The sequence below is a fragment of the Streptomyces sp. NPDC004065 genome, assembly GCF_044903565.1.
Taxonomy (GTDB): Bacteria; Actinomycetota; Actinomycetes; order Streptomycetales; family Streptomycetaceae; genus Streptomyces.
Map to the genome: position 1 here is coordinate 37,843 of NZ_JBJDQT010000016.1, position 15,862 is coordinate 53,704.

The following is a 15,862-nucleotide window of genomic DNA, read 5'->3' on the forward strand; positions in this document are numbered from 1 at the left end:
GCCCCCCGCCTCCCCCGCCGCGGGGGGGGCCCCCGCCCCACACCCCCCCCCCCCCCCCCGCGCGGCCCCCCCCCGCCCCCCCCCCCCCCCCCCGGCCCCGGGGGGGGGGGCCCACCCCGGGGCCGGACCCTGCGGCAGGGGCCGCGCACCGCGCACCGGCCGGCGGGACGGATCCCGCCGGCCGGTGCGCAGGTGGCGTGGGCGTTACGCCCGCGGCTTCTCGCGCATCTCGTACGTCGCGATGACGTCGCCGACCTTGATGTCGTTGAAGTTGCCGAGGTTGATACCGCCCTCGAACCCTTCGCGGATCTCGGTGACGTCGTCCTTGAAGCGACGCAGACCCTCGATGTTGAGGTTCTCCGCGATGACCTTGCCGTCGCGGATGAGGCGCGCCTTGGTGTTGCGGCGGACCTCGCCGGAGCGGATGAGCACACCCGCGATGTTGCCCAGCTTGGACGAGCGGAAGACCTCGCGGATCTCCGCCGTGCCGAGCTCGACCTCTTCGTACTCCGGCTTGAGCATGCCCTTGAGGGCCGCCTCGATCTCCTCGATCGCCTGGTAGATGACCGAGTAGTACCGGACGTCCACGCCCTCGCGCTCCGCCATCTGCTGGGCGCGTCCGGCGGCGCGGACGTTGAAGCCGATGACGATGGCGTCCGAGCCCATGGCCAGGTCGATGTCCGACTCCGTGACCGCACCGACGCCGCGGTGCAGGACGCGGATGTCGACCTCCTCGCCGACGTCCAGCTGGAGCAGGGACGACTCGAGCGCCTCGACGGATCCGGAAGCGTCACCCTTGATGATCAGGTTGAGCTGCTGGACCTCGCCGGCCTTGAGCACCTTGTCCAGGTCCTCCAGGGACACGCGGCGCGTGCGCTTGGCGAACGCTGCGTTGCGCTCGCGGGCGGCGCGCTTCTCCGCGATCTGGCGGGCCGTACGGTCCTCGTCGACCACGAGGAAGTTGTCACCCGCACCCGGGACGTTGGTCAGGCCCAGGACCTGGACCGGCGTCGAGGGGCCGGCCTCGGCGACGTTGTTGCCATTGTCGTCGAGCATGGCGCGGACGCGGCCGTAGGCGTCGCCCACGACCATCGTGTCGCCGACGCGCAGCGTGCCTCGCTGGACGAGGACCGTCGCCACGGCACCGCGGCCGCGGTCGAGGCGGGACTCGATCGAGATGCCCTGCGCGTCCTGGTGGGGGTTGGCCCGCAGGTCGAGCGAGGCGTCGGCGGTCAGGACGACCGCCTCCAGCAGCGAGTCGATGTGCAGACCCTGCTTGGCGGAGATGTCGACGAACATCGTGTCGCCGCCGTACTCCTCGGCCACCAGGCCGTACTCGGTCAGCTGACCGCGCACCTTGGTCGGGTCGGCACCCTCCACGTCGATCTTGTTGACCGCGACCACGATCGGCACGTCGGCCGCCTTGGCGTGGTTCAGCGCCTCGACCGTCTGCGGCATGACGCCGTCGTTGGCCGCGACGACCAGGATCGCGATGTCGGTCGACTTCGCACCACGGGCACGCATGGCGGTGAACGCCTCGTGACCCGGGGTGTCGATGAAGGTGATCTTGCGCTCTTCACCGTTGACCTCGGTCGAGACCTGGTAGGCACCGATGTGCTGGGTGATGCCGCCGGCCTCGCCCGCGATGACGTTGGTCTTGCGGATGGCGTCGAGCAGGCGGGTCTTTCCGTGGTCGACGTGACCCATGACGGTCACGACCGGCGGACGGACGACCAGGTCCTCCTCGGAGCCCTCGTCCTCACCGAACTCGATGTCGAAGGACTCGAGCAGCTCACGGTCCTCCTCCTCGGGGCTGACGATCTGAACCTGGTAGTTCATCTCGTCGGCGAGGAGCTGCAGCGTCTCGTCGGAGACGGACTGCGTGGCCGTGACCATCTCGCCCAGGTTCATCATGACCGCGACGAGGGAGGCCGGGTTGGCGTTGATCTTCTCCGCGAAGTCCGTGAGCGACGCGCCGCGGGAGAGACGGATCGTCTCGCCGTTGCCGCGCGGCAGCATCACGCCGCCGACGCTCGGGGCCTGCATGGCCTCGTACTCCTGACGGCGCTGCCGCTTCGACTTGCGGCCGCGCCGCGCGGGACCGCCCGGACGCCCGAAGGCACCCTGCGTGCCGCCACGGCCACCGGGACCACCCGGACGGCCGCCGAAGCCGGGACGGCCACCGCCGCCGCCGAAGCCACCGCCGGGACCGCCGCCACCGGGACGGCCGGCGAAGCCGCCGCCACCACCGGGACGACCGCCGCCGCCACCGCCGGGACGCCCGGCGAAGCCGCCGCCGGGACGGCCGGCGCCGCCGGGACGACCCGCACCGCCCGGACCGCGGCCGCCGGGGCCGGGGCGCGGGCCGGCAGCGGGACGCTGCGGCATCATGCCGGGGTTCGGACGCGGACCGGCCGGGCCGGGACGCGGACCGCCCTGCGGACGGGGCATCGAGCCCGGGGTCGGCCGGGCGCCGCCCGGAGCCTGCGGACGCGGACCGCCGCCCTGGGCGCCGGGCGCCTGCGGACGGGGACCGGCGCCGGGGGCACCGGGGCCGCCGGGACGCGCGCCCTGCGGACGGGGCGCCTGCGGGCGCGCCATGCCGGTGGAGCCACCGGAGGTGAAGGGGTTGTTGCCCGGACGCGGGCCGGCCGGACGGGCACCCGGACGCGGGGCCTGGCCGCCGGAACGCGGGCCGGACTGGCCGGGACGGGCCTGGCCCTGGCCGGGACCGCCGGGACGGCCGGCACCGGGCTTGGGGGCACCCGGACGGGCGCCGGGGCGCGGGCCCTGGGCGGCGGCCGGGGACGGAGCCGGGGCCGACGGCGGAGCGGTGAACTCCGGCGTGGCCGGCGCCGCGGGGGCCGGACGCGGTGCGGGCTTGGGACCCGGCACCGGACGCGGGCCCGGCGCGGGGGCCGACGGGGCCGCGGGCTGCTGGGCCGCGGGCCTCGGGGCGGCCGGCGGCCTGGGGGCAGCCGGACGCTCCCCCGCCGGCTTCGCGGCGCGGGAGGGACCCCCGGACTGCGCCGGTGAAGGCGCGGCGGGCCTGGGGGCGGCCTTCTTCGGGGCACCCGGCTTGGCGGACCTGCCGCTGCCGTTGCCCTGCTGGAAGGCGTCAGTCAGTTTGCGTACTACGGGCGCCTCGATCGTCGAGGACGCCGATCGGACGAATTCACCGAGTTCCTGGAGCTTGGCCATGACGACCTTGCTCTCGACACCGAACTCCTTGGCGAGTTCGTAGACCCGGACCTTAGCCACTTCGCTCCTTTGAGGTCCGGGTTGCGGCCGGACCGTCGCTAGTTCATGGGCGTACTCATCGCGTACTCATCGAGTGCTCATCGCAATCTCGACCTGCTTTCGACTCGCGAGGTACCAGGCCGCACGGGGGGTTCCGTACGGCACGCTTCTTACGGTGTTGCCTGATCGACAACTGTTGTCCGCTCGACGTATCGGCGCAACGCCTTTGTGTCGAGCGCTCCCGCGGCACGCAGTGCCCGCGTGAACGCCCGGCGGCGCACCGCCTGGTCAAGACAGACCAGGGCGGGGTGTACATACGCACCCCGGCCGGGCAGCGTACCGCGAGGATCGGGGACGCAGGCGCCCTCGACCGCCACGGTGCGCAGCAGATCCTTCTTGGCCGCTCGCTCCCGGCACCCCACACAGGTGCGTTCAGGGCATGCTCGGGCGGGCGTCCGGCCAGACACAGCTAAGTCTACCTCCCCGCGCCGACCTCACCCTTTTGGGGCAGGAATCGAACGGTTGTTGTCGTGATCTCAGCGACCTGCGGCTGGGATCTATTCCCCGTTCCGGGCACCGGTCTGCTCGGTGTCCGGACGGATGTCGATGCGCCATCCGGTCAGCCGGGCGGCGAGCCGGGCGTTCTGCCCCTCCTTGCCGATGGCCAGGGAGAGCTGGTAGTCGGGCACGGTCACCCGGGCCGACCGGGTGGCCATGTCCACGACCTCGACCTTGGAGACACGGGCCGGCGAGAGCGCGTTGGCGACCATCTCGGCCGGGTCGTCCGACCAGTCCACGATGTCGATCTTCTCACCGTTCAGCTCGCCCATCACATTGCGCACCCGGGCGCCCATGGGGCCGATGCAGGCCCCCTTGGCGTTCAGGCCCGAACGGGTGGAACGGACGGCGATCTTCGTGCGGTGGCCGGCCTCACGGGCGATCGCGGCGATCTCCACGGAACCGTCCGCGATCTCCGGGACCTCCAGCGCGAAGAGCTTCTTCACCAGGTTCGGGTGCGTCCGGGACAGGGTCACGGACGGTCCCCGCACGCCCTTGGCCACCCGGACGACGTAGCAGCGCAGCCGCGTGCCGTGCGCGTACGTCTCGCCCGGGACCTGCTCCTGCACCGGCAGGATGGCCTCCAGCTTGCCGATGTCGACCAGCACGTTCTTCGGGTCGCGGCCCTGCTGGACCACGCCGGTGACGATGTCGCCCTCGCGCCCGGCGTACTCGCCGAGCGTCGCGTCGTCCTCGGCGTCGCGCAGCCGCTGCAGGATGACCTGCTTGGCGGTGGTGGCGGCGATACGGCCGAAGCCGGACGGGGTGTCGTCGAACTCGCGGGGCTCCTGGCCCTCCTCGAGGTCCTCGGGGTCCTCCTTCGCCCACACGGTCACGTGCCCGGTCTCCCGGTCGAGCTCCACGCGCGCGTGGCGGCGGCTCCCCTCGGTGCGGTGGTAGGCGATGAGGAGGGCCGACTCGATCGCCTCGACCAGCAGGTCGAAGGAGATCTCCTTCTCCCGAACCAAGCCCCGCAGGGCACTCATGTCGATGTCCACGGCTACGCCTCCTCTTCCTTCTCGTCCTCGCTGCTGCTGTCCTTGCCGTCCCTGCGGCTGAACTCGACCTGCACGCGCGCCTTGGCGACGTCCTGGAAGGCGAGTCTGCGGGCGGTGGGCCGGCGGCCCTTCACGCCGGGCACCTCCAGGTCGACTCCCTCGTCGTCGACCCGCAGGATCCTGGCCACCAGCTCGCCGCCGCCGGCCAGCTGGAACTTCACCAGCCTGCCGGTGGCGCGCACGTAGTGCCGGTGTTCGGTGAGAAGGCGCTCCGCGCCCGGGGTACCGACCTCGAGGAGGTACTCCCCCTCGCCCATCGCGTCCGTCTCGTCGAGCTTCGCCGAGAGCGCGCGGCTCACTTCGGCGATCCGGTCCAGGTCCGCTCCGGTGTCGGAGTCGACGACGACGCTCAGCACACGCTTGCGTCCCACGGAGTCCACGGTGATCTCTTCCAGATCCAGTCCCTGGGAGGCGACGAGCGGTTCCAGGAGCTCTCGCAGCCTCTCGCTGTGGGTGGTGCTCATCCGGGTGACTCCTCGGCCGCGTGTGCTGTTGTGGGATGGGGCGCGTGTCTGGTCAAAGGGTATCCGGTCCCGGGGGGTGTTGCCGTCCACCTGGGCACGGGCGGTGCCGCTGAGTGGTGCCCGAGGGGGGCGCGGGTACGGTGATCACGGGCGAGCCGCCCCTGTCGCTCCGTTCGTACGCACCCCGAGGACGTCTGCCGTGCCGTTGCCCCCCTCACCGCGCCCCCTTGCGGGACCGCGCAGAAGGAGCCTGCTCGCCTCGGCGGCGGGCGCCGCCCTGCTCACGGGCTGCTCCGGCGGGCCCGACGACTCCGGCGCCGCCACGGGCGGCGGCCCCTCGCTCGCCGACCGGGTGCGCGCGCGTGCCGCCCGGGACAGCCAGGATCTGGCGGAGCGGTACGACGCGGTGATCGCGGCGCATCCGGCGCTGGCCGAGCGGCTGCGGCCGCTGCGGGCCGAGGTCGTGGCGCACCGGGACGCGTTCGGCGGCGCGGCGGCGGCCTCGCCCGGCGCGTCGGCGGGCGCCTCGGCGGGCGCCTCGGGCACCCCGTCCCCGGACGCGCCCGGGACGTCCGCGACGCGGGCGGCGGCCACGGCGTCCGCCGGGACCGCGGCGGCGGAGTCCGGGGCGCCGGCGGGCGCCGAGGCCTCGCCGTCCGGTGGGGTGCCGGCCACTCCCCGGCAGGCCCTGGCCTCGCTGGCCGCCGCCGAGCGCGGGCTCGCCGACCGCCGGGTGGCCGGCCTGGGGGAGGTGCCCGGCGAGCTGGCACGGCTGCTGGCCTCGGTGGCGGCGGCCGGGGCGGCGCACGCGTATCTGCTGACGGAGGGCGACAGGTGAGCGGGGCGACGGAACACACTGCCATGGGGTCGGCCAAGGGGTCGGCCATGGGGTCGGCCAAGGGGTGGCTCACGGCCCTCCAGGCGGCGATCGCGGCGGAGCACGCGGCGGTGTACGGCTACGGCGTGGTCGGCGGCCGTCTCGGCGAGGAGCGGCGCGCGGAGGCCCGGGCGGCCTACGACGCCCACCGTGCGCGGCGCGACGCCCTCACGCGCGAGGTGCGGGACCTGGGGGAGCGTCCGGCGGCCGCCGCGGCGGCGTACGCTCTGCCGTTCCCGGTGACGGACTCCGCCACGGCCGTACGGTTCGCCGCCGAGCTGGAGGAACGCGTGGCCGGGGTCTACTCCGACCTGGTGCGGGCGGCCGGGGGCGCGCGGCGGCGCGAGGCGGCGGGTGCGCTGCGCGAGGCGGCGGTCCGGGCGGTGCGCTGGCGCGGGGAGAGCGTAGCCTTCCCTGGTCTCGCCGAACGGGCCGGTGGCGCCACCGGCCCGGCGACACCGACCACCGGATCGGCGACACCGCCCGCGTGAGGCGGACGGCACGGGCGTGAGGACGCCCGGAGGGACGCACGGAAGGACGCACGGAGGGACCGCGGAGGCGCGCGCAGGGGCCGGGGCGCCCACGGCGCGCACCCCGCGGGGCAGGCGCCGACGGCGCACGACGACAGCGCGGAACGCGTCGGGGAAGTCGAGGAAGGAACGACTCGCGCATGGCTTTCGAACCGCCGCGGCGACTGGTGCGGGCACTCGGTGAGACGGCACCGGACGACGACTGGCTGGAGAGGCTGCCCGGACTGGCGCGACAGGCCGTGGCGCTGCGTGAGCTGACCGTCGAGCGGGTGCAGGTGCCCGGGGGGCGCAGCAGCCTGGTGCTGCTGGTGCGGACGGCGGACGGCACACCGGCCGTGCTCAAGCTGGCACCGCCCCGGGCCCGTCCGGAGAGCGAGCGCGCCGCGCTCGCGCACTGGGCCGGGCGCGGGGCCGTGCAGCTGCTGGAGGGCGGGCCGGGGACCGAGCCGGAGAGCGAGGGCGTGCTGCTGCTGGAGCGGCTGCACCCCGATGTGTCGGTGCGGTCGCTGCCCGAGGCGAAGGCGCTGCTGGAGGCCGCGGGGACGCTGCGGCGGCTGTGGGTCGAGCCGCCCGCCGGGCACTCCTTCGAGACGGTCGCCGAGCGGACCGGGCGCCAGGCGGAGGCGATGCGGGCGGGCGCGGAACGCGACGCCGAGCTGGCGCCGCTGGTGGACGCGGCGCTCGCGGCCCGTACGGAGCTGCTGGCCGCGCCGCCGGAGGAGCGGCTGCTGCACGGCACGTTCCGGCAGAGCAAGGTGCTGGCGGCCGACCGGCTGCCGTGGCTGGCCGTGGGTCCGGACCCGGTCGTCGGCGAGACCGCCTTCGACCTGGCCCGGCTGGTCCGGGACCGGGTGGAGGACCTGATCGCCTCCCCGTCGGGGGCCGCCACCACCCGGCGGCGGATCAGACGGCTCGCGGAGTCCCTGGAGGTGGACCAGGAGCGTCTGCGCGGGTGGACCCTGTTCCGCGCCGTGGAGTCCGGCGTCCGGGCCCGCCGGGTGGGCCGCCCCCGGGACGCGGAGCTCCTCCTGGAATTCGCCGCCTGGCTCTGACCGGCCGTCCCGCCCCGCGGCACCCGCCCGGACGACCACCGCCTCCGCCGGGGCCCCCGGTCGCACACCTGCCCGCGCCCCGCCCGCCCGCGCCCCGTCCGACTCCGCGCGCGGCCCCACGTCTCCACGCGGCCCCAGGGCTCACGCGCGGGGGCAGACGGCCGCGCGGCCCCGTCCCGCACGCGCGCGGACACCGGACCCGGCCGCACGGCCGCACGTGCCGTCCACCGCAGGCCCGGCGTGCCTCCCCAGCCGGTACGGCACGACCGCACCCCGCGGACACGCGGCTCACCCGGCCAACCGCGCCCGCACCGGCACCGGCACCTCCGTGCCGATCCCCCGGCCACGGACGCACAGCCCACCCCCCCCAGAGCTCAGGCCGCGCGGGCCGAGGACCGCCCGCGCCACCGGTGCACGGTCCCGCCGGGGAGCGGCGCGCACCCCGGGCGGGCCGGCCGGTGCCGCACGACCACGCCCCCGCGCACACGTGCCCCACCCCGCCGGCCACAGACACACCAGCGCCGCCGCACCAGCCCCCGGCCACAGCCATACAGCCCACCGCCCTCGCGGACTTCAGGGTGCGAGGGCGGTGGGCCGGCCGGTGTGTGTGGGGCGGGTCAGGCCGTGAGGCGGGTGACGGCCTCCTCGACCGTCACTTCCTCGCGCTCGCCCGTGCGGCGGTCCTTCAGCTCGACCACGCCCTCGCCCGCACGGCGGCCGACGACCAGGATCCGGGGGACGCCGATCAGCTCGGAGTCGGTGAACTTCACGCCCGGGGAGACGCCGGCCCGGTCGTCGACCAGGACGCGGACGCCGGCGGCGGCGAGCTTCTGCGAGACGTCCAGGGCCAGCTCGGTCTGCAGCGCCTTGCCCGCGGCGACCACGTGGACATCGGCCGGCGCGACCTCGGTGGGCCAGATCAGGCCCTTGTCGTCGGCGTGCTGCTCGGCCAGGGCCGCGACCGCGCGGGAGACGCCGATGCCGTACGAGCCCATGGTGACGCGGACCGGCTTGCCGTTCTGGCCGAGGACGTCGAGCTTGAGGGCGTCGGTGTACTTGCGGCCCAGCTGGAAGATGTGGCCGATCTCGATGGCGCGGTCGAGCCGGAGCCCGGTGCCGCACTTCGGGCAGGGGTCGCCCTCCCGCACCACCACGACGTCGACGTACTCGTCGACCTGGAAGTCGCGGCCGGCGACCACGTTCCTGGCGTGGGTGTGCTCCTTGTTGGCGCCGGTGATCCACGCCGTGCCGGGCGCGACCCGCGGGTCGGCGATGTAGCGCACCTTCTCCAGGCCCTGCGGGCCGACGTAGCCGCGGACCAGGTCCGGGCGGCCCACGAAGTCCTCGGCGGTGACCAGTTCGACGGCGGCCGGGGCGAAGTGCGCCTCGACCTTGTCCATGTCCACCTCGCGGTCACCGGGCACGCCGACGGCGATGATCTCGCCGCCCACCTTGACCAGCAGGTTCTTGAGCGTGGCGGAGGCCGGGACGCCGAGGGACGCGGCCAGGGTCTCGATGGTGGGGGTGTCCGGGGTCGGGATCTCCTCGGCCGCGGGCACGGCGGAGCCGTCCACCGGGCTGACCTCGTAGGTGATCGCCTCGGTGTTGGCGGCGAAGTCGCAGTTCGGGCAGTCGGCGAAGACGTCCTCGCCGGCGGCGGCCGGGGCGAGGAACTCCTCGGACTTGGACCCGCCCATCGCACCCGCGGTCGCCGCGCAGATGCGGTAGTCCAGGCCGAGGCGCCGGAAGATGCGCTGGTAGGCCTCGCGGTGCAGGGCGTAGGACTCGGACAGGCCCTCGTCGGAGACGTCGAAGGAGTAGGAGTCCTTCATCAGGAACTCGCGGCCGCGCAGGATGCCGGCCCGGGGCCGGGCCTCGTCACGGTACTTGTTCTGGATCTGGTAGAGGATGACCGGCAGGTCCTTGTAGGAGGACGCCTGGTCCTTCACCAGCAGGGTGAAGATCTCCTCGTGGGTGGGGCCGAGCAGGTAGTCGCCGCCCTTGCGGTCCTTGAGCCGGAACAGCTCGCCGCCGTACTCGTCCCAGCGGCCGGTGGCGTCGTACGGCTCGCGCGGCAGGAGCGCGGGCAGCAGCACCTCCTGGGCGCCGATGGCGTCCATCTCCTCGCGCACGATCCGCTCGACGTTCGCGAGGACCTTCCTGCCGAGCGGCAGCCAGCTCCAGATGCCCGCGGCGGTGCGGCGGACATAACCGGCGCGGACCAGCAGCTTGTGGCTGAGGACCTCGGCGTCGGCCGGGTCGTCGCGCAGTGTCTTGGCCATCAACTGGGACATGCGCTGGACCGGTGCGTTCGCCATGGTTGTCGTACTCCTGCCGATGGTGGTCCCCCGGCTCCGGCGAAGCCGGGAGCGGGGGGAAGGTGATGGCTAGGAGGTTAGCCGGGCGGGGTGGGCCGGTGGAAATCGGTTTGCCGGCGGCGGGGGTGCGTTCAGCGCCGCCGCAGCGGCAGCGGGGCGCCCATCACGGCGTACGGCATCGGGGCGCTGGGGAAGAGGACCTGACGGGCCAGGTCCTCGTAGCCGAGGGAGCGGTACAGGGCGCGGGCCGGGCTGTCGGTGTCGATCGCGGAGAGGATCGAGCGCGGCTCGGCGGCGCCGTCGGTGATGGTGGTGATCAGGGCGCGCCCGATGCCGAGGTTCTGGTGGCGCGGGTGGACGTGCAGTTCGGTGATCACGAAGGAGTCGTCGAGCCAGTCGTCGTGCCCGCGGGCGCGCAGATAGGGCTCGACGACGGTGGACCACCAGTGGGCGCGGTCGTTGGGCATCCCGTAGACGAAGCCGGCGAGCCGGCCGTCGGCGGTGGTGGCGCCGAGCGCGCGGGCTCCGGGGAAGGTCATGTGGCGCAGCACGATCTGCCGGCGTACGGCGACCTCGTCGGGGCCGAGTCCGAAGGCGACGGCCTGTACGGCGAGGGCCTCGTCCACGCGGGCCGGCAGGTCCAGGGGGCCGATCACGACGTCGTCGGGGCGGCGGCCGGGGGCGTGACCGGGAAAGTGCGGCATGCCGGGGAGACTACCCGGCTCCCACCGGCCTCAGAACAGTGCTGGTGGCACCGGCCGGAACACCGGTCGGAACAGCACGCTCATCCGGTCAGAACAGCACGCTCATGAAGGAGCCGACCTCCTGGAAGCCCACCCTTCGGTACGTCCGCCGTGCGGGGGTGTTGAAGTCGTTGACGTACAGGCTCGCGACCGGGGCGACGTCGGCCAGCGCGTAGCGCAGCACCGCCGCCATGCCGGGGGCCGCGAGTCCCCTCCCCCGGTACTCCGGGGCCACCCACACCCCCTGTATCTGGCAGGCGCGGTCGGTGGCCGCGCCGATCTCCGCCTTGAACATCACCTTGCCGTGCTGGTCGAGGCGGGCGAAGGAGCGGCCGGAGCCGACGAGTTCGGCGACCCGGGCCTGGTAGAGCAGGCCGCCGTCGCCGGCCATCGGGGAGACGCCGACCTCCTCGGTGAACATCGCCACGCAGGCCGGCATGATCGTCTCCATCTCGTCCTTGCGGATGCGGCGGACGTAGGGGTCCGGGGCGATGTCGGAGGGCAGCCGGTCGGTGATCATGAGCGGCTGGCGGGCGCGGACCTCGCGGGCGGGTCCCCAGCTGGGTTCGAGCAGCCGCCACAGCTGGGCGGTGGGCTCGGCGGGGCCGACGATCGAGGAGCAGCGGCGGCCTGCGCGGCGGGCGCGGTCGGCGAAGGCGCGTACGGCGCGCGGGGTGGCGCAGATCGGGACCAGGTTGGCGCCCGCGTAGCACAGGGACGCGAGCATGCCGTCCTCGTACCAGCCCCACATCTCGCCGCCGAGGCGCCACGGGTCGAGTCCGGCGACCCGTACGCGGGACGTCACGAAGGCGTTCGCGACCGGCTCGCGGTCGAGGACGGCGAGCGCGGCGTCCAGGTCGCTCGGTTCGAGCACCCGTGAGGTGGTCTGGGTCAACACGTACGGGGCCTCACGCTGGGGGTTTGGCTGATCTCCGCACTGTACCCGCCCGATCCGGGCGGCGCCGCCCCCGGGCAGGGGGCGGCGGGACCGGCCGGGCGGTGGTGCTCCGGGGTGCTCAGCCGGCGACCGAGACCTCGGGTTCGCCGGAGGCGGCGCCCTCGGCCTCCATGCGTGCGGCGAGTTTCATGGCCTCCTCGATCAGGGTCTCCACGATCTTCGACTCCGGCACGGTCTTGATCACCTCGCCCTTGACGAAGATCTGCCCCTTGCCGTTGCCCGAGGCCACCCCCAGATCCGCCTCCCGCGCCTCCCCCGGCCCGTTCACCACACACCCCATCACCGCCACTCGCAGCGGCACCTCCAACCCCGTCAGCCCCGCCGTGACCTCCTCCGCCAGCTTGTACACATCCACCTGCGCCCGCCCGCACGACGGACACGACACGATCTCCAGACCCCGCTGCCGCAGATTCAACGACTCCAGGATCTGGATACCGACCTTGACCTCCTCCACCGGCGGCGCCGACAGCGACACCCGGATCGTGTCCCCGATCCCCCGCGACAACAGCGCACCGAACGCCACCGCCGACTTGATCGTCCCCTGGAACGCCGGACCCGCCTCCGTCACCCCCAGATGCAGCGGATACTCACACCGCTCCGCCAGCTGCCGGTACGCCTCGATCATCACCACCGGGTCGTTGTGCTTCACCGAGATCTTGATGTCCCGGAACCCGTGCTCCTCGAACAGCGACGCCTCCCACAGCGCCGACTCCACCAGCGCCTCCGGCGTCGCCTTGCCGTACTTCTGCAACAGCCGCCGGTCCAGCGACCCCGCGTTCACCCCGATCCGGATCGGCGTGCCATGGTCCTTCGCCGCCCGCGCGATCTCCCGCACCTGGTCGTCGAACTTCTTGATGTTGCCCGGGTTCACCCGCACCGCCGCGCAGCCCGCCTCGATCGCCGCGAACACGTACTTCGGCTGGAAGTGGATGTCCGCGATCACCGGGATCTGCGACTTGCGCGCGATCGTCGCCAGCGCGTCCGCGTCGTCCTGCGTCGGACACGCCACCCGCACGATCTGGCACCCCGACGCCGTCAGCTCCGCGATCTGCTGCAGCGTCGCACCCACGTCCGAGGTCCGCGTCGTCGTCATCGACTGCACCGACACCGGCGCGTCCCCGCCCACCGCCACACTGCCGACCTGGATCTGCCGGCTCCTGCGGCGCTCGGCGAGCTGGGTAGGAACGGACGGCATGCCGAGAGAAATCGCAGTCATCTGCTGTGCAACCCCAAGTCGTGGATCAAGGTCCGGCCCCGTTGAGCGGCGGGCTCCAGGCTCTGAGATTACGGTACGGCCGCCCTCGCGGGCACATCCCACCCGGCCGTGCCCGCCCGTGAAAGGGCGGCCGGGCGCGGTGCGCGCCCGGCCGCCCTCTGGACGGACGCAGGCTAGGAGATCTTGACCGGGTTGACGACGTCCGCCACCAGGACCAGCAGGGTGAAGCAGATGAAGACGCTCGCCACCACGTAGGCCACGGGCATCAGCTTGGCCACGTCGAAGGGGCCCGGGTCCGGACGGCGCAGCACCCTGGCCAGGTGGCGGCGCAGCGACTCCCACAGGGCGCCGGCGATGTGCCCGCCGTCGAGCGGCAGGAGGGGGAGCATGTTGAACAGGAACAGGGAGAGGTTGAAGCCGGCGACCAGCATCAGGGCCATGGCCAGCTGCTGGGTGGGCGGGATGTCCAGGGTGAAGATCTCACCGCCGACGCGGGCCGCGCCGACCACGCCCATCGGGGAGTCGGGCTGCCGGGGGGCGCCGTCGAAGGCCGCGTCCCACAGGGCGGGGATCTTGCCGGGCAGGCTCGCGATGGAGTCGACGGCCTCGCCGAGCCGGTCGCCCATCCAGGTGACCGACTGGCCGAAGTCCTGGCGGACGACGCCGGTGGCGGCGCTGAACCCGAGGAAGCCCGCGGTGACGTACTGCCCCTGGACGATCTGGCCGTGGGAGTCCTTCTTGGCGACCTTGTTGGTGGCGATCTTCGCGTGCAGGGTCACGTCCCGGCCGTCCCGGTCGACGACGATCGCCACGTCCTTGCCGGGGGTGGCGCGGATGAGGTCGGAGAGCTTGTTCCAGTCGTCGGTCCGCACCCCGTCGAAGGAGACGATCCGGTCGCCGGCCTTGAGGCCGGCGGCGGCGGCCGGGGAGGCCGGGTCCGACTTGGCGCAGGTGTCGCGGTTCTCGCTCTGCGCGATGACGCACTGGGAGACGGAGCTGACCGAGGTGGTCTGCTGGGAGATGCCGAAGCCCATCAGGACGGTGAGGAACAGCGCGACGGCGAGCACCAGGTTCATGAAGGGGCCCGCGAACATCACGACGACCCGCTTCCACGGGGCGCGCGTGTAGAACAGGCGCTTGTCGTCGCCGGGGCGCAGCTCCTCGAAGGCGGCCGAGCGGGCGTCCTCGATCATGCCGCGCCAGGGCGAGGTGGAGCGGGCGGCGATGCGGCCGTCGTCGCCGGGCGGGAACATGCCGATCATGCGGATGTAGCCGCCGAACGGGATGGCCTTGATGCCGTACTCCGTCTCGCCCTTCCGGCGCGACCAGATGGTCGGGCCGAAGCCGACCATGTACTGCGGCACCCGGATGCCGAAGAGCTTGGCGGTGGACAGGTGCCCCAGCTCGTGCCAGGCGATCGAGACCAGCAGGCCGATCACGAAGACGACTATGCCGAGGATCATCATCAGGGATGTCATGCACGCGCCTCCGCGGTCGCCGTCTGCGCTGTCAGTTCCCGGGCCCGGGCGCGGGCCCAGGTCTCCGCTTCGAGGACGTCCGGCACGGTGAGCGAAGTTCCCGCGCCGCCGGGGTTCCCCCGCCCGGGCGAGGCCGGGAGCGCGGGCGTGCCGTGCTCCTCGACCACCCGGGTCACGGTGTCCATGATCCCGTTGAAGGGCAGTGCGCCGCGCAGGAAGGCGTCGACGCACTCCTCGTTGGCCGCGTTGAACACGGCCGGGGCGGTGCCGCCCAGCCGGCCCACGTGCCGGGCCAGGCCCACGGAGGGGAAGGCGTCGTCGTCGAGCGGGAAGAACTCCCAGGTCGACGCCTTGCTCCAGTCGAAGGCGGGCGCGGCGTCGGGGACGCGTTCGGGCCAGCCGAGGCCTATGGCGATGGGCCCGCGCATGTCGGGGGGCGTCGCCTGGGCGAGTGTGGATCCGTCGGTGAACTCAACCATCGAGTGGACATACGACTGCGGATGCACGACGACCTCAATGCGGTCGAAGGGAATGTCGTACAGCAGGTGCGCCTCGATGACTTCCAGGCCCTTGTTGACCAGGGTGGCGGAGTTGACCGTGATCACCGGTCCCATGGCCCAGGTGGGGTGGGCGAGGGCGTCCTCGACGGTGACGTGGGCCAGCTCCTGCCGGGTACGTCCGCGGAAAGGGCCGCCGGACGCGGTGACGACCAGCTTGCGCACATCGGCCCTGGTGCCGGCGGCGAGCGCCTGGAAGAGGGCGGCGTGCTCGGAGTCCACGGGGATGATCTGGCCCGGCTTGGCGAGGGCCCTGACCAGCGGGCCGCCGACGATGAGCGACTCCTTGTTGGCGAGCGCCAGGGTGCGCCCGGCCTCCAGGGCGGCGAGGGTCGGGGCGAGGCCGATGGAGCCGGTGATGCCGTTGAGGACGGTGTGGCAGTCGGAGGCGGCCAGCTCGGTGGCCGCGCCGGGGCCGGCGAGGATCTCGGGCAGCGGCCCGGCGGTCCCGTACTGGGCGCGGAGCGCCTCCCGCAGTTCCGGTACGACGTCCTCGCGGGCCACGGCGACGGTCCGCACCCCCAGCCGGCGGGCCTGTTCGGCCAGGAGACCGACCCGGCCGCCGTTGGCGGAGAGCCCGGTCACCCGGAACCGGTCCGGGTTGCGCAGCACGAGGTCGATGGCCTGGGTGCCGATGGACCCGGTGGACCCGAGGACCACCACGTCCTTGGGCCCGTCCCCGCTGACGGGGTCGAAGACGAGGTGCGGATCGGCGAGTGGGGCTGGACTGTCGCTCATCCCTCCATTGTGGCGGCAAGCAGCCGGCGGACGGGACGGGGCGTGCTCCTCGGGGAAGGCGCGTCGCCGCGACCG

Annotated in this window: 13 protein-coding genes; 3 read left to right on the forward strand and 10 right to left on the reverse strand. The window is 73.6% G+C overall.

Features of this window, described 5'->3' with window-relative positions; genetic code table 11:
- Positions 1 to 204: 204 nt before the first annotated feature.
- The 4 genes from infB to rimP all read right to left on the reverse strand — a co-directional run bounded on the left by infB (position 205) and on the right by rimP (position 5,320).
- The gene (gene infB / locus ACI2LW_RS18355) at positions 205 to 3,261 is read right to left on the reverse strand and encodes a translation initiation factor IF-2 (protein WP_404732235.1); all 3,057 of its coding nucleotides are present in this window, start codon (positions 3,259 to 3,261) and stop codon (positions 205 to 207) included.
- A gap of 149 nt (positions 3,262 to 3,410) precedes the next feature.
- Positions 3,411 to 3,707 carry a YlxR family protein gene (locus ACI2LW_RS18360; protein WP_404732236.1) on the reverse strand — a complete coding sequence of 99 codons (297 nt, stop codon included), beginning with the start codon at positions 3,705 to 3,707 and terminating at the stop codon, positions 3,411 to 3,413.
- 90 nt (positions 3,708 to 3,797) lie between these two features.
- The gene (gene nusA, locus ACI2LW_RS18365; protein WP_404732237.1) at positions 3,798 to 4,796 is read right to left on the reverse strand and encodes a transcription termination factor NusA; all 999 of its coding nucleotides are present in this window, start codon (positions 4,794 to 4,796) and stop codon (positions 3,798 to 3,800) included.
- A 2-nt stretch (positions 4,797 to 4,798) separates the two neighbouring features.
- A complete protein-coding gene (gene rimP, locus ACI2LW_RS18370) occupies positions 4,799 to 5,320 on the reverse strand; it encodes a ribosome maturation factor RimP (protein ID WP_404732238.1) in 522 nt (173 codons plus the stop codon).
- Between the two features lie 199 nt (positions 5,321 to 5,519).
- Between rimP and ACI2LW_RS18375 the strand changes: the two genes are divergently transcribed.
- From ACI2LW_RS18375 to ACI2LW_RS18385, 3 genes are all read left to right on the forward strand, one after another.
- A complete protein-coding gene (locus ACI2LW_RS18375) occupies positions 5,520 to 6,158 on the forward strand; it encodes a hypothetical protein (RefSeq protein ID WP_404732239.1) in 639 nt (212 codons plus the stop codon).
- 47 nt (positions 6,159 to 6,205) lie between these two features.
- Positions 6,206 to 6,688 carry a ferritin-like domain-containing protein gene (locus tag ACI2LW_RS18380; RefSeq protein WP_404732240.1) on the forward strand — a complete coding sequence of 161 codons (483 nt, stop codon included), beginning with the start codon at positions 6,206 to 6,208 and terminating at the stop codon, positions 6,686 to 6,688.
- 179 nt (positions 6,689 to 6,867) lie between these two features.
- On the forward strand, positions 6,868 to 7,779 hold the full coding sequence (locus ACI2LW_RS18385) for an aminoglycoside phosphotransferase family protein (RefSeq protein WP_404732241.1): 912 nt from the start codon (positions 6,868 to 6,870) through the stop codon (positions 7,777 to 7,779).
- A gap of 617 nt (positions 7,780 to 8,396) precedes the next feature.
- On the opposite strand, the gene ACI2LW_RS18390 is transcribed toward ACI2LW_RS18385, so the two are convergent.
- From ACI2LW_RS18390 to dxr, 6 genes are all read right to left on the reverse strand, one after another.
- On the reverse strand, positions 8,397 to 10,097 hold the full coding sequence (locus tag ACI2LW_RS18390) for a proline--tRNA ligase (RefSeq protein WP_404732242.1): 1,701 nt from the start codon (positions 10,095 to 10,097) through the stop codon (positions 8,397 to 8,399).
- Positions 10,098 to 10,228: 131 nt separating this feature from the next.
- On the reverse strand, positions 10,229 to 10,801 hold the full coding sequence (locus ACI2LW_RS18395) for a GNAT family N-acetyltransferase (protein ID WP_404732243.1): 573 nt from the start codon (positions 10,799 to 10,801) through the stop codon (positions 10,229 to 10,231).
- Positions 10,802 to 10,889: 88 nt separating this feature from the next.
- Positions 10,890 to 11,738 carry a GNAT family N-acetyltransferase gene (locus ACI2LW_RS18400; RefSeq protein ID WP_404732244.1) on the reverse strand — a complete coding sequence of 283 codons (849 nt, stop codon included), beginning with the start codon at positions 11,736 to 11,738 and terminating at the stop codon, positions 10,890 to 10,892.
- Between the two features lie 118 nt (positions 11,739 to 11,856).
- Complete coding sequence (gene ispG / locus ACI2LW_RS18405; protein WP_404732245.1) at positions 11,857 to 13,014, reverse strand: flavodoxin-dependent (E)-4-hydroxy-3-methylbut-2-enyl-diphosphate synthase; 1,158 nt, start codon at positions 13,012 to 13,014, stop codon at positions 11,857 to 11,859.
- A 173-nt stretch (positions 13,015 to 13,187) separates the two neighbouring features.
- On the reverse strand, positions 13,188 to 14,480 hold the full coding sequence (locus ACI2LW_RS18410; RefSeq protein WP_404732326.1) for a M50 family metallopeptidase: 1,293 nt from the start codon (positions 14,478 to 14,480) through the stop codon (positions 13,188 to 13,190).
- An 8-nt stretch (positions 14,481 to 14,488) separates the two neighbouring features.
- On the reverse strand, positions 14,489 to 15,787 hold the full coding sequence (dxr, locus tag ACI2LW_RS18415; protein ID WP_404732246.1) for a 1-deoxy-D-xylulose-5-phosphate reductoisomerase: 1,299 nt from the start codon (positions 15,785 to 15,787) through the stop codon (positions 14,489 to 14,491).
- Positions 15,788 to 15,862: the final 75 nt, after the last annotated feature.